At 68.7% G+C, this 13653-nt stretch carries 12 protein-coding genes; 7 read left to right on the forward strand and 5 right to left on the reverse strand.

The window, feature by feature from the left end:
• The first annotated feature begins 12 nt into the window (after nucleotides 1-12).
• A complete protein-coding gene (locus GA0070561_RS09895) occupies nucleotides 13-1566 on the forward strand; it encodes an NAD(P)/FAD-dependent oxidoreductase (RefSeq protein ID WP_091398669.1) in 1554 nt (517 codons plus the stop codon).
• Between the two features lie 63 nt (nucleotides 1567-1629).
• Here GA0070561_RS09895 and GA0070561_RS09900 read toward each other — a convergent pair whose 3' ends face one another.
• Nucleotides 1630-2448, reverse strand: coding sequence for a hypothetical protein (locus tag GA0070561_RS09900; RefSeq protein ID WP_167362368.1), 819 nt, complete (start codon nucleotides 2446-2448; stop codon nucleotides 1630-1632).
• 165 nt (nucleotides 2449-2613) lie between these two features.
• Entirely contained in the window at nucleotides 2614-3339 is a 726-nt protein-coding gene (locus GA0070561_RS09905) for a TetR/AcrR family transcriptional regulator (RefSeq protein ID WP_244166138.1), read from the reverse strand.
• 22 nt (nucleotides 3340-3361) lie between these two features.
• Here GA0070561_RS09905 and GA0070561_RS09910 point away from each other — a divergent pair, with 22 nt between their 5' ends.
• Entirely contained in the window at nucleotides 3362-4489 is a 1128-nt protein-coding gene (locus GA0070561_RS09910) for an FAD-dependent oxidoreductase (protein ID WP_091398672.1), read from the forward strand.
• Nucleotides 4490-4541: 52 nt separating this feature from the next.
• On the opposite strand, the gene GA0070561_RS09915 is transcribed toward GA0070561_RS09910, so the two are convergent.
• Nucleotides 4542-5150, reverse strand: coding sequence for a hypothetical protein (locus tag GA0070561_RS09915; protein WP_091398675.1), 609 nt, complete (start codon nucleotides 5148-5150; stop codon nucleotides 4542-4544).
• Nucleotides 5151-5398: 248 nt separating this feature from the next.
• On the opposite strand from GA0070561_RS09915, the gene GA0070561_RS09920 reads away from it, so the two are divergent.
• Nucleotides 5399-5914: a hypothetical protein gene (locus tag GA0070561_RS09920; protein ID WP_091398679.1), complete on the forward strand. Its 516-nt coding sequence runs from the start codon at nucleotides 5399-5401 to the stop codon at nucleotides 5912-5914.
• 40 nt (nucleotides 5915-5954) lie between these two features.
• On the opposite strand, the gene GA0070561_RS09925 is transcribed toward GA0070561_RS09920, so the two are convergent.
• Nucleotides 5955-6800 (reverse strand): SAM-dependent methyltransferase, encoded by an 846-nt coding sequence (locus tag GA0070561_RS09925; protein WP_244166139.1) that lies wholly within the window; start codon nucleotides 6798-6800, stop codon nucleotides 5955-5957.
• A 233-nt stretch (nucleotides 6801-7033) separates the two neighbouring features.
• Here GA0070561_RS09925 and GA0070561_RS09930 point away from each other — a divergent pair, with 233 nt between their 5' ends.
• A complete protein-coding gene (locus tag GA0070561_RS09930; RefSeq protein ID WP_091398687.1) occupies nucleotides 7034-10498 on the forward strand; it encodes a ThuA domain-containing protein in 3465 nt (1154 codons plus the stop codon).
• Nucleotides 10499-10801: 303 nt separating this feature from the next.
• Complete coding sequence (locus GA0070561_RS09935) at nucleotides 10802-11278, forward strand: MFS transporter (protein ID WP_141710343.1); 477 nt, start codon at nucleotides 10802-10804, stop codon at nucleotides 11276-11278.
• Between the two features lie 10 nt (nucleotides 11279-11288).
• On the opposite strand, the gene GA0070561_RS09940 is transcribed toward GA0070561_RS09935, so the two are convergent.
• On the reverse strand, nucleotides 11289-11756 hold the full coding sequence (locus tag GA0070561_RS09940; protein ID WP_091398694.1) for a nuclear transport factor 2 family protein: 468 nt from the start codon (nucleotides 11754-11756) through the stop codon (nucleotides 11289-11291).
• A 196-nt stretch (nucleotides 11757-11952) separates the two neighbouring features.
• On the opposite strand from GA0070561_RS09940, the gene GA0070561_RS09945 reads away from it, so the two are divergent.
• Both GA0070561_RS09945 and GA0070561_RS09950 read left to right on the forward strand, forming a co-directional pair.
• Nucleotides 11953-12597, forward strand: a complete 645-nt coding sequence (locus tag GA0070561_RS09945; RefSeq protein WP_091398697.1) for an alpha/beta fold hydrolase — start codon at nucleotides 11953-11955, stop codon at nucleotides 12595-12597.
• Nucleotides 12598-13021: 424 nt separating this feature from the next.
• Nucleotides 13022-13618, forward strand: coding sequence for a hypothetical protein (locus GA0070561_RS09950; protein WP_208603724.1), 597 nt, complete (start codon nucleotides 13022-13024; stop codon nucleotides 13616-13618).
• Nucleotides 13619-13653 lie beyond the last annotated feature (35 nt).

Raw genomic sequence — 13653 nt, forward strand, 5'->3', positions numbered from 1 at the left:
GAGCGCGTCAGCATGAGCGAGCAGAACGGCACGGTGGTCATCGGTGCGGGGCCGGCCGGGCTCACCGCGGCGTACGAGTTGCTCCGGCACGGCCGGTCGGTTCAGGTGTTCGAGGCCGACGAGGTGGTCGGCGGGATCAGTCGGACAGTGGAGCGCGACGGGTGGCGGTTCGACATCGGCGGGCACCGGTTCTTCACCAAGGTGCCCCGGGTGGAGGCGTTCTGGCACGAGATCCTGCCGGACGAGGACTTCCTGACCCGGCCCCGGATGAGCCGCATCTTCTACCGGGGTGCCCTGTTCAACTACCCGCTCAGCGCCGTGAACGCGCTGCGCAACCTGGGTCTGCCGGAGGCCGTCCGTTGCCTCGGCTCGTACGCTCGCGCCCGGCTGCGGCCGCCGAGGGACCAGTCACACTTCGAGGGCTGGGTGTCGGCCCGGTTCGGCTGGCGGCTGTACTCGATCTTCTTCAAGACGTACACCGAGAAGGTCTGGGGTATGCCGGCGGACCGGCTGCAGGCCGACTGGGCGGCGCAGCGGATCAAGAACCTGTCACTGGCCACGGCGATCCGCAACGCCCTGCTGCCCCGGCGTCGACGCACCGACGTGACCAGCCTGATCGAGGAGTTCCAGTACCCGAAGTACGGGCCCGGGATGATGTGGGAGCGCTGCGCCGAGCAGGTTCGCGAGCGGGGCGGGCAACTGTCCACCGGCAGTTGGGTCACCGCCGTGCACCGCGACCCGACCCGCCAGCGGGCGATCAGCGTGACGGTCAACGGCGCGGGCGGGCAACGTACCGAAGCTGCCGACCACGTGATCTCGTCCATGCCGATCTCGGAGCTGGTGACCGCGCTCCATCCGCCGGCGCCGCCGGAGGTGCTGGCCTGCGCGGCCGACCTGCGCTACCGCGACTTCTTGACTGTCGCCCTGGTCGTGCCGGCGGAGTTCTCGTTCCCGGACAACTGGATCTACGTGCACGACCCGGGGGTACGGGTGGGCCGGATCCAGAACTTCGGCTCCTGGTCGCCGTACCTCGTCAAGGACGGCCGCACCTGCCTGGGCCTGGAGTACTTCGTGTTCGAGGATGACGAGATGTGGCGTACCCCCGATGCCGACCTCGTGGCCCTCGCCACCGCGGAGCTGGAGCGGTTGGGGTTGGTTCGACCCGACGTGGTGGAGGCCGGTTACGTCGTGCGCATGCCCAAGGCCTACCCGGTGTACGACGAGCGCTACCAGCACAACGTGGACGTGATCCGGGCCTGGCTGACCGAGGCGGTGCCCAACGTCCACCCGGTGGGCCGCAACGGCATGCACCGCTACAACAACCAGGACCACTCGATGCTGACCGCGATGCTCACCGCCGAGAACATCGCCACCGGGAGTACGCACGACGTCTGGTCGGTCAACGTGGAGCAGGACTACCACGAGGAATCCTCCGGCGGCGACAGCCGGCGGGGCACCGGCCGGGACGCTCCGGTGGTGCCCAGCCGGATCATCGCGGCCCCGATCACCCTGCCGGAGGGGTCGGACGAGCGAGCCCCTGTCGCAGCTCCCCCGTCTCACGCGTGAAGCCCAGCACGCTCTCGCGGCACGAGTCGACGCACGGATCATCGGCACTCCGTGGGCAGGTGCTCAACGTGGCAGGTGCGTGCAGTGGGCCACTGTGGCGTCGTCCGGGCTGTGCGCATCCGCGCCACCGGTGGTCTGCGCCTCGGCCTGCCGGACGCGGGCGATGACGCCGGCCGGCCCGCTGGCCCGAAGCAGGTCCAGCACGCCCGGCCAGTCGGTCCGACCGTACGGGTCGACGATGCGGCTGGCACCGTTGCTGAGCAACGCGACACCGTTCACGTCGGCGAGGGATCGGCTGCCGGTCACCGCTTCCCGCGCCGCGCGCGGGTCGTCCTTGGCGATCCAGTACCCGCCCGGCTGGTTCCGGCGGGCACGCAGAGCGGTGGCGCAGGAGGCTCGCACCCGGTCGTACTCTGGCGTTTCCTGAGCAATGCCGGTCAGCGGCACCGAGCATTCCCGCCGGGCAGTCATCTCGCGCTCATCGGTGATCACCAGCGGGCCGGCGTCGACCTGGTCGATGACGAGGAAGGAGTCCGCGAGCAGGAGCCACTCCAAGCGGTCCTGGTGGGCGCGGACCATCGCGACGGTGGCCTGCGGGCTGCTGGGGTCCGCGATGTCGCAGGTGTCGCCGTGCTCGGCGGCGATCTCGCCGATGGCGGTGGCGAGAATCGCGGCGAGCTCTCGCTCGTCCCCGTGCGACAGGTGGCCGAGCAGCCCGCCGCCGAGGCGGTGCGTGTACCAGGCGACGCCGTGGGAGCAGAGTGACTCGGCTCCCGGAATGCCGGCACCGTCGAGCAGGACGACAGCGCCGGGAACCGCACCGACGAAGTCCTCGTTCGACCGATCGGCCCTTCCGGCGCTCGTCGCCAGGCTGACGTCCACTCGCGGGCTCCTGTCTGAACTCGTGTCGCCGCTGTGTGGGTACGGCTGGTCGAGCGGGTCAGGTTGGTGGAGAGCGGTATACCTCAGAGGTATATCTATGACTCAGAGGTATACCGCTCAACGAGACACATCCGGTCGGCGAGCCGCTGGCCGCAGCGCAACGGATCACGTCGGGGGTCGGCTGGTGATGCCGTCCAGGATGGTGGTCAGGTTGTGGTTGAAGGTCTCCTCGGCGTTGAGGTGGGCGCCGTCGATGACGAGTCGGGCCACTGTGGGGTACCTGCCGGTTCTCAACATGCGCGTGAGGTAGGGGCCGAGGCTGGCCTGGAAGGCAGCTTCATCGGTGCCGGTGGAACGCGCGGTGCGTCGTTCGGTGACCTCTCTGCGGACCGATCCGATGACGAAGGCGTTGAGGGCGCCCACGGCTCGCTGGAGATCGCCGATGTCACGCACGCCGGGTGCCGCACTGAGCGCGGCGGCGGTCGCCTCGCCCACGGCGAGCGCGTGTGGTCCCAGGTGTGGCCGCCCGCCGAGCACGTCGGAGAACCACTCATGGTCAAGGGCGGCATCGCGGGTCGCGTGGGCGATGGCCAGCACCGTGTCGCGCCACCCGGGACGCTGGCCCACCTCGGCGATCCGGGCGTAGACGACGTCGACCATGAGATCGAGTAGCTCCGACTTGTTGATCACGTAGTCGTAGAGCCGCATCGGACCGACACCGAGCTCTTTGGCGATCTTGCGCAGTGACAGCCCGTCGAGGCCGTGCGCGTCGGCAAGCCTGATCGCCGTGGCGGCGATCTTCTCGCGGCTCAACGGCACCGGCACCGCCCGCGGCTGAGGTTCGGGCCGCTCCCAGACGGGCACCGGCTCGCTACCGTACGGTGTATCCACCAATACAGTGTACGGTAGCGGCGTGAGAACGCGAATTGCGATCGCCGGTGGTGGACTCGGCGGGTTGACGCTGGCTCGGATCCTGCACCGACACGGCATCGACACCGTGGTGTACGACCGGGAAGCAAGCCGGTCCGCGCGCCCCCAGGGCGGTGCCCTCGATCTGCACCCGGAGTCCGGGCAACTGGCCCTGGCCGAGGCGGGTCTCGCCGGCCGGTTCCGATCCGAGGCGCGGCCCGACGGCGAGGAACATCGCATCCTCGACCCGACCGGACGCGTCCTGGTGCACCACGAGCCGCAACCTGGCTCATTCTCCGGACGTCCCGAGATCGACCGGAGCGCACTGCGCGATCTCCTACTCGACTCCCTCCCCGGCGACACGGTTGCCTGGCGACACCGGCTCGTCGCCGCGACCCCCCGACCCGACGGCGGCTGGGAACTGACGTTCCACGACGGTCGCCGAACCAGCTGCGACGTCCTCATCGGCGCGGACGGCGCGCGCTCAGTCGTCCGGTCACTGCTGACCGACGTCGAACTGTCCTACGTGGCGACGCTCGTGGAGCTGAACGTCGAGGACGTCGACCAGCGTCATCCCGATCTCGCTGAGTTGGTCGGCCCCGGGAACCTGTGGTGTGTCGGGGTGAACCAGATCCTGGCAGCGCAACGTCTCGGCGACGGCAGCCTCCGGGTCGGGATCTCGCTGCGCGCGGAGGACCGGCCCCTGGATTGGTACCGCAGTAAACGCGCCCTGCTGGACCTGTTCGCTGGCTGGAACCCCCGCCTCACCGCGCTCATCGAGGCCGCCGAGGGCGCGCCGACGCCACGCCTGATCGAGGCGATGCCCATCGGTACGCGCTGGACCAGCCGGCCGGGCGTCACCCTCATCGGCGATGCCGCGCACCTCATGCCACCGGTCGGCGAGGGCGCGAACCAGGCCATGCTCGACGCCGCGGAACTCGCCGGCCACCTCGCCGCCAACCCCGGCGACCCGAATTCGGCGATTCGGACGTACGAAGAGGCAATGTTCAGCAGGATTCACCCGATCGCCGAAATGTCCGCACGAGTCCAGGCAATGATGCTGTCCCCCACCGCGGCGGAAGACATCGTTCGCTTCTTCACCCGGCCGGCGGAACCGGCACGCGCAGACTGACATCTGGCGCTGACGCGATGCAGGTGCCGACTGCCGAACGGACGAGCGCTGTTCAAAGCTGGTCGAAGAACCGAGTAGCCCACGTCTCATTGCCCGTCGGTCCGAAGACCCACGCGTTGGGACCGTCGTATGGCGTGGCGAGGATCTGCTCGGGCACGATGAGGTAACCGAGTCCGGTGAGTTCCTGCTCGATCCGTTGCCGGTCATCGGGGTGCAGGTAAGGGTTATGACCGCCCGGGCTGGAAGCCCCGTAGGTGGCAAGGCCACCAAATTTGCTCACATGCACGGTCAGGGACAGCGGAATCCGCGTGCGCTTCGTACGACTGCGGCTGGCCTCGGCGGGAATCCAGATTCTCCCGAAACAGGCAGAGTCCTGGGCCAGCCCCGAGTCACACGGACATCCATAGGCATGGCTCAGCCTCTCTGCGAGCCGGTCAAACCGGCCCTGAACCGCAGCGTGGTCGAAGTCCCGCGGCACCTCCAGACCATCACCGTCACCTCGCGCAACGCCCTCGTCCAACGCCGCCAGCGTCGGCTCCGGCACGACCCCCTCCACCATGGCCCGCAGAATCGACTCCCGCCCGATGCCGCCCTGCACCGGCGCGATCGGCTCGTCCAACGCCCGGAGTATCGACCACCAATCCGCGTCCCCCATCGTCACGCGTGCACCGTAAGCGGCACGCCATGGAGCAACCAACTGGTTTGCGCCGGTCCATCCACCCGCCGACCACTACCGACAGGCGCCGCGACACCGTCGGCCGCGGTTTGTATCTCCTCGGCCCAGGCACTCAGCCAGCCTTCGGTCAGAGCCAATGACCCCACCTCGCGTCCCTCATCCACGTCTGGATCCACAGTCTGGATCCTCCGGCCACAAGCCAGAACCCTGCCCACGGGCGGCATAATTGGCCAGTGTTCGACTTCGGTATCGACGGGTATCAGCCACGTTGGTTAAACGGGGAAGACAGGGTCGCGCAGCATCACGGAGGCCGCCTGGGCCGGCTTGTCGGCCGCGTACTGACGTGTCCGTGGGTTGTGTGGGACACCAATAGCGACGAGTGGTTCGCCGACTGCCCGGTGGTGCTCGATTTCGCCGGGGAGCGTCTGGAAGTCAATCACCAGAAGTTCGATGACCTGTCGATCACTTGGAACTCGGTGGACGTGACCCGGCCGCCGGTGTGGCCGACATCGGACGACTTCCGGCTGGTCTGGCGCGATGACGCTCCCGCCGTGTTGGCTGCCCTGCGCGGGCAGCGGTTGGAGGCGGTCGAGCTTCTCGAATGGGCCGGCGGAGACCTGGCGGACGATTCCGTCGCTGTTGGCCTGCGCTTTTCGGACGGCTGGCTGACTCTGTACAACGCCTTGGACGAGAACGGGATCGCGTTCGGCCAGCTCGAGCCGGAGTACCGTCGACACCGAATGGGATAGGCCTTCCCCCTGCGTGGACAAGCCCGGCGCGTGCAACCGGTCAGGGCTTGCGGGCCACCGCGCCGTAGATGGAGGCGTCGGCCAGGGGCGGACGCTGCTCCGGTGGCACCTGCGGCCGCCACTCGCTGACCGGGGCGATGCCCGGTTCGGCCAGCTCCAGACCGGTGAAGAAGCGGGCGAACTCGGCGCGGTCGCGGGGTACGGCGTCCTGCTTCATCCGGCCGGCGGCGAACTCGGCTTCCATCCGCCTGACGATCTCGGCGGGGATGTGGTCGGTGGTGAAGTGGGTCAGCGCCAGCCAGCTGCCCGACGGCAGAGCGTCGAGCAGGCGGGCGACCTGCTCGTGTGGGCGGTCGTCGTCGGTGAGGAAGTGCGTCACGGCGATGAGCACCAGGGCTACCGGTCGGGACAGGTCCACTGTGGCGTGCAGCTGCGGGTCGGCGAGGATCTTCTCCGGGTCGCGTAGGTCGGCGTCCAGGTAGGCGGTGGCGCCGGCCGGATCGCTGGTCAGCAGCGCCCGGGCGTGGACCAGCACCATCGGGTCGTTGTCGACGTAGACCACCCGGGAGTCGGGGGCGACGGACTGGGCCACCTCGTGGGTGTTGTCGGCGCTCGGGATGCCGGTGCCGATGTCGAGGAACTGCCGGACGCCGACCTCCTCGGCGAAGAACCGGACCGCCCGGCCGAGGAAGGCCCGGTTTTCCCGGGCGAGCGTGCGTACCCCCGGGTAGACGGCCGCGATCTGGTCGCCCGACTCCCGGTCGACGGCGAAGTTGTCCTTGCCGCCGAGCCAGTAGTTGTAGCGGCGAGCCGGATGCACCGTCGTGGTGTCGATCCGGTCGGCACCCCGACCCTCGGGCAATTCCGACGTGGACGGAACCGTCACGAGACCTCCCCAGGTCGACGGGACACGCTGCATCCGTAGAGTCACCGGTCGTATCCAGAGGCCATCTTAAGCCGCACCCATGGGCCTGTGGGGCCCACCGACGCGCGGACGCCACCGGGGCGGGAAACCGCTTACCAGAGGGCTATTGACGGTCGTCACTGGCTGTCAGTACCGTGATGCGGGCAGCGAGAAAGCGCTTTCCGACCCCTCACCGTCCGACAGGGAGCGCCCCCATGCCCCGACACCTCCGTGCGTTCTGCCTGATCCTGCTCACCATCGCCACCGTGGTGAGCACCACCACCGCCCTGCCCGCCGAGGCCGCCCCGCGCTTCCGGGTGTTGGTCTTCTCCAAGATCACAAACTTCTACCACGACTCGATTCCGGCCGGCATCGCCGCGATCCAGCAGCTCGGCGCCGCCCACAACTTCGAGGTCGTCGCCACCACCGACGCGGCGGCCTTCACCGACGCCATCCTCGCCACCTTCGACGCTCTCGTGTTCAACAACACCAACAGCCTCCCGACCTCGGGTGACCTGCTCAACGCCAGCCAGCGGGCCGCGTTGCAGACGTTCATCCGCAACGGCGGTGGTTGGGCCGGCCTGCACGCCGCCTCGGCCAGCGAACGCGACTGGCCCTGGTACGAGGGCCTGGTCGGCACGATCTTCGACTACCACCCCGACTTCTCGTCCACCGGCGGCACCTTCCCCGGCCGGGTCAAGGTGCTCGACCGGGCGCACCCCTCCACGCGCAACCTGCCGGAACTCTGGGAGCAGAGCGAGGAGTGGTACAACTGGCGGACCAACCCGACCGGCAACGTGCACACCCTCGCCCAGATCAAGGTGCGTGACGGGATCAACGGCCTGGACGAGGGCGTCGACCACGCGTACTCCTGGTGTCAGCGCTACGACGGCGGCCGGTCCTGGTTCACCGCCGGCGGGCACGCCAGCTCCCAGTTCAGCACCCCGACCTTCCTGGAGCACCTTCGCTACGGCATCGAGTGGGCGGCCGGCGCGGTCGCCGGTGACTGCTCGGCCACCGAGACCAGCAACTTCGAACGGGTGGGGCTGGTCACCGAGAACCTGGCCGACCCCTTCGAGTTGGCCGTCGGCCCGGACCGGAAGGTCTACTACATCCAGCGCACCGGTGCGCTGAAGGTGGTCAACTCCGACACCCTCCAGGTCACCACGCTGCTGGACTTCGCGTACACCTCGGCGATGACCGACCAGTCCGACGGGCTGCTCGGGATGACCCTGGACCGCAACTTCGCCAGCAACGGCTGGATCTACCTGCTCTGGTCGGACAAGACGCTCAAACAGCTCAACCTGTCCCGGTTCACTGTCGCCAACAACAGCGTCGCGCTCTCCTCGGAGAAACGTCTGCTGACCATCCCCACCTATCGGGGTGAGGGCCGGGCCAACTCGCACATGGGCGGGTCGCTCGCCATGGACGCCGCCGGACGGCTCTACGCGGCGATCGGTGACAACACCGACCCGTTCGCCTCCAGCGGCTACACCCCTGTCGACGAACGCGCCGGCCGCGCCGCCTGGGACGCCCAGGGCACCGCCGGCAACACCAACGACCTACGCGGCAAGATCCTGCGGATCACCCCGCAGTCCGACGGTACGTACACAGTGCCCAGCGGCAACCTCTTCCCGGCCGGCACCGCGAGGACCCGGCCGGAGATCTACGCGATGGGCATGCGCAACCCGTTCCGGATCACCATCGAACCGCAGACCAACGCGGTGCTGGTGGCCGACTACGGTCCGGACGCCCGCGCCGCCGACCCCAACCGTGGTCCGGAGGGGACCGTCGAGTTCAACCGGATCACCAGCGCCGGCAACTTCGGATGGCCGTACTGCGTGGGCAACAACATCCCGTTCAACGACTACAACTTCGCCACCAACACCTCGGGGGCGAAGTTCAACTGCGCCGCACCGGTGAACAACTCACCCAACAACACCGGCCTGACCACCCTGCCGGCGGCGAAGTCCGCGCTGGTCTGGTACGCGTACTCCGCCTCCACCCAGTTCCCCGAGCTGGGCACCGGCGGTGGCGGGCCGATGAGCGGCCCGGTCTACGACTACGACCCGGCCAACACCCGCACCACGAAGTTCCCCGAGTACTTCGAGGGCAAGTGGATCACCTATGAGCTGACCCGCAGGTGGTTCAAGACGCTGTCGATCCACAAGACGGCGCAGACCTTCAGCAACGCACGTTTCGGCCCCACCGCCGTGGGTGACCTCCAGTCGATCAACGGGATCTTCGGCAACATGAGCTGGATCCAGCCCTTCGAGGCGGAGTTCGGCCCGGACGGTTCGCTCTACGTCATCGACTTCGGCGAGGGCACCGGCAGCGGTCGCGGCGGCAGCAACGCCGGCGCGGGCATCTACCGCATCGACTACGTCGCCAACGGGCGGCCACCGACCGCGAAGATCGCCGCCACCCCGGACAGCGGACGTACGCCGCTCGCGGTGACGTTCTCCTCGGCCGGTTCGTCCGCCGGTGACGGGTCGGCGCTCAGCTACGCCTGGGACTTCACCAACGACGGCAGCACCGACTCCACCGCCGCCAACCCGAGCTTCACCTACCCGACGGCCGGGAAGCACACTGCCCGGCTGACCGTGCGCAACAGCGGCAACGGGTTGACCGCCACCGCGGTCACCGACGTGGTGGTCGGCAACACCCGACCGACGGTGACCATCACAGTGCCCGACGGTGGGTTCTTCGACTTCGGCGACAAGATCCCGTACACGGTGACGGTCACCGACCCGGAGGAGTCCACCATCGACTGCGCCAAGGTCACCGTGCAGACCCAGCTCGGCCACGACTCGCACGCCCACCCGCTGGACGTCTACACCGGCTGCTCCGGCCTGCTCGCCACCGAGGCGGACGCCGGTGACGGCCACGGGCCGGGGCAGAACCTCTACACCCTGATCACCGCGCAGTACACCGACGGCGGCGCGGCCGGCGGCGTACCGGCGCTGACCGGCTCGACCCGCGTGCAGTTGCAGCCCAAGAGCAAGGAGGCCGAGCACTTCAGCGCCCAGTCCGGCGTCACGGTCAACGACCGGGCCACCGCCCGCGCCGGCAAGCGGCTCGGCGAGGTCGACCACAACGACTGGGTGGCGTTCGGGCCGGCGGACCTGCGCAACGTCGGCTCGGTGACGCTCGGGGTGACCAACGGCGGGCTCGGCGGCACCATCGAACTGCGCACCGGCTCGCCCACCGGCACGCTGATCGGCACGGCCACCATCGGCTCCACCGGCGGGTGGGACAACCTGGTCTCCCCCACCGTCACGCTGACCAACAAGCCCACCGGCACGACCACCCTGTACGCGAAGTTCGTCAACGCCGCCCAGGTCAACGGCACCCCGGACCTGCTCGCCCTGGACTGGCTGCGGTTCAACGGCGCCGGGGTCAAACAGGAGCCGGGCGGGACGCTGTCCCTGGCCGCCAACCCGACCGGTGGCGCCGCACCGCTGACCACCACGCTCACCGCGACGGCAACGGCGCCGTCCGGGCAGAGCATCACCGACTACGCGTGGGACTTCGGCGACAACAGCGCCATCGCGCACGGAGCGACACTACGGTCGACGACCCACAGCTACCCCCGCAAGGGGACCTTCACCGCCCGGGTGACGGTCACCTACACCAGCGGGGAGACCCGCTCGCTCAACCTGACCATCACTGTCACCTGACCGTCGGACGATGGCGGGCGGGGGTCCACCCCGCCCGCCGCCGCTCGGCACCGCTGGGTTGATCACTAGACGGTGTTGCGCCCAGACGATCTAGTCCACGGGCCGGGCGAGCCGAGGCGCCGGCGGTCAGATGCTCCCAGACCGCGCCGGTGACGCTGATCGGGGAGCCGGCACCATAGATCTTGGACAGTTTCCGTTCTCGCGTAACGGAAACTGTCCAAGATCTGGGTAGCGGCGGTAAAGCTGTTCAGATCGAACCTTGCTGACCCAGCCCCAAGCCCTCGCGCGGACGTGCCCACGCGGTTGTCGAAGGGCCTCGGGGCCGGCCGCTCGGTCCTGGCGGTCGGGGCCGCCGTCGCGCCGGCGTCGCTCGCCCTGCTGCTCACCGGCCGGCCGATTCCAGGGCTGATCGCCGCACTCGCATGGGCGATGGTGATCTTCAAGCTTCGGCAGGTGGTGTTGATGTCGTTCCGCCAGCACGTCACGCCGCCACGACTTCTGGGACGCGTCAACGGGACCCTGCGCGTGGTGTTCAGCGGTGCGCTCACGCTCGGCGCGGCGACGGCGGCACTCGTTGGCGGTCCGCGCGCCGCCATGTGGGCCGCCTGTGCCGCGCTCGCGCTGGTCTGGTTGCCGATCCTGTGCTCACCGATATGGCAGGCCGGCGGGGCGGTGTCCGGCTTCGACGATCAGGGATGGAACGGCAACGGCGACAGTTCCGCCGCCCAGGAGCCGAACTGGCGCAACCAGGGCACAAGCATCGACGCCCGGCAGCGGTAGGCGCACCTGCTCAAGGTCGGACTGCACCCTCGATGGTGGTGCTGCCTTGTGGACGAAGTGCGGTCAGGAGGCTGTCGAGTTGACCCCAAGCCCGCGCGCTGGCAATGGGGTCAATGTAGTCTCTGGACTCAATGATGAGCCCATTGCGGATACGCATCACGAAGACGCAGGGCACCGTGAATGCCTCACCTGTCTCGGCTACCCGCCCCTGATAGGCAAACTCGGCGACAATCACCTCCGGGTCCACAGTCTCATGAATTGTCACGTCGACCGGCTTACGGACCAGCGTCCGGGCGACCGGAGGCGGCGCGGTGAAGTGCTCGTGCAGTTCGTTGCGGCTATGCAGCGGCGGCGGGTTGAGCGGATGGAACGGATGCGTGACATGGGTCTGTTCGGCGTACAGGTCGGCCAAGTCCTCGTACGGACCATCGCAAACACCGTTCACCAGTCGGAGGAAAGTATCGCGTGGGCTGCTCATGTCGGGCGTCCTTCGCAATCGGTAGATGTCACCTGAGCCACGCCGAGGACTACCTCCGGGGTGGCCGGTACCCCATCGACGGCACCCTACTGACCTCAGCCTCGATTTGACTGACCCGATGCGCCTTCGTCGTCCGTATCCAGTGCATCGTCATCGACAGTGGCGCGTGTCATACCCGTGTGTGAGGCTTCGGGGCATGGCGACGTTCGTTCTGATCCACGGTGGCGGGGGCAGCGCCTGGGACTGGCATCTCCTTGTGCCCGAGCTGACCGGCCGCGGCCACGACGTGGTCGTACCGGAACTGCCGATCGAGGACAGGTCCGCCGGGTTCACCGAGTTCTGCCGGACGGTCGTCGACGCGGTCGGCGACCGGAGAGACCTCGTTGTCGTCGGGCACTCGTACGGTGCGTTCACCGCGCCGCTCGTTGCCGACAAGCTGCCGGTGCGGCTGATCGTCCTGCTCACACCGATGGTCCCCACGCCCGGTGAGAGGCCCGGTGACTGGTGGGTCAACACCGGTTACCGCAGCGCGGAAGGGCTCAGCGAGGAGCAGCAGTTCTACAACGGCGTCCCGGCCGAGATCATCGCGGAGGCAGCATCACACAGCCGGGACCAGGTCAGCGCGGAGGGCGACCAGCCGTGGCCACTGGACGCCTGGCCAGACGTGCCGACGACGGTGCTCCTCGCCCGCGAGGATCGGTTCTTCCCGGCGGACTTTCAGCGCCGGGTTGCCGCCGACCGACTCGGTATCGTCCCGGACGAGGTCGACGGTGGTCACTGCGTGCCGCTCAGCCACCCGATACAACTCGCCGACCGCCTGACGGCGTACCTGTTGCCCTGAGGGCGCGGCACCAGGGCCGTCGCGGTCCGAACCTCCGGGCACCCCAGGAAGGCAGAGATAGCCTACCGTCGATACACGGTCTCGCGTCGATCGGTCCTGCGGGCGGTACCACTTGCCGCCGCTGCCCTTACCGCCGTCCCAGGTGATTCCCGTTGGCTCGGCCCGTCGCCCACCCCGGCGAATGCGGACCGCGTACCACCCGACCCGGCCACGATGCAGGCCGCCGCTACCGCGGTTCGCGGCTTCACGGCCGACCTCTACCGCACGCTGGCGGCGTCCCGGGCATCCGGCAATGTGGCGTGCGCGCCGTACTCGGTCGGGCTCGCGCTCGCGATGACCAGGCCTCGGAGGCTGTGGCATGCAGGGCACAGGACGCCGTACTCCTGGTTGTTGCCGCTACGATTCCGAGGGAAACGGTCCCCGCGTGCTGCGCAGCGAGGGCCGCCTTCGACGGGCAGCGGGGCTGATGGGCATCGATTACGGATACGATCTCTACCTGCCGACTCACGCGGTCGGCCAGGCCCTGCGGACGGTCGCCTCGATCGCCCGGCGCGGGATCGGTTCGGTGGATGCCGTCGTGCCCGGCGGTGAGCGGATCACGCTGCCGTTTCGCGGTGACCCGGCGGACGACGTGGACCACTGGTCGCTGGATACGTGTCTGTTCTTCCCCGTTGACGACGAGGCGATCCGAGCGTGGGCCGAAGTGGAACGACGCTCCGGCAGACAGGAACACCCTGATGCGCAAGGACGGATCTGGGTCGGTTCGATCTACCTGTACTTCTGGCGGAACTGCGGGCTGCGTCCCGGCTATTCACGGCTGGACTTCACCGCCGCCAGTACCGGCATGAGCCGGTTGTTCGAGCAGTCAACGAGCATTCGGGACACCTTCACCGGGCTGGCCGAGTCGGTCGGTGCCGCCTGTCTGGTGCTGGACCGCGAGGGCGACGGTGATGAAATCTGCTGGCCGACCGGCGGGGACGATCTCGCGGCGCTCGCCGGCAGCTGGCCGGAGGTGGGCTGACGCGCTCCGGCCCGAGGATCCTCGTCACCACCTGG

It is taken from the genome of Micromonospora saelicesensis (genome assembly GCF_900091575.1).
GTDB classification, from domain to species: domain Bacteria; phylum Actinomycetota; class Actinomycetes; order Mycobacteriales; family Micromonosporaceae; genus Micromonospora; species Micromonospora saelicesensis.

What these genes read in the sequence shown, in the direction of transcription:
- GA0070561_RS09895 (WP_091398669.1), top strand. Translation starts at nt 13, where the DNA reads ATGAGCGAGCAGAACGGCACGGTGGTCATCGGTGCGGGGCCGGCCGGG.
- GA0070561_RS09930 (WP_091398687.1), top strand. Translation starts at nt 7,034, where the DNA reads ATGCCCCGACACCTCCGTGCGTTCTGCCTGATCCTGCTCACCATCGCC.
- GA0070561_RS09940 (WP_091398694.1), bottom strand. Translation starts at nt 11,756, where the DNA reads ATGAGCAGCCCACGCGATACTTTCCTCCGACTGGTGAACGGTGTTTGC.
- GA0070561_RS09945 (WP_091398697.1), top strand. Translation starts at nt 11,953, where the DNA reads ATGGCGACGTTCGTTCTGATCCACGGTGGCGGGGGCAGCGCCTGGGAC.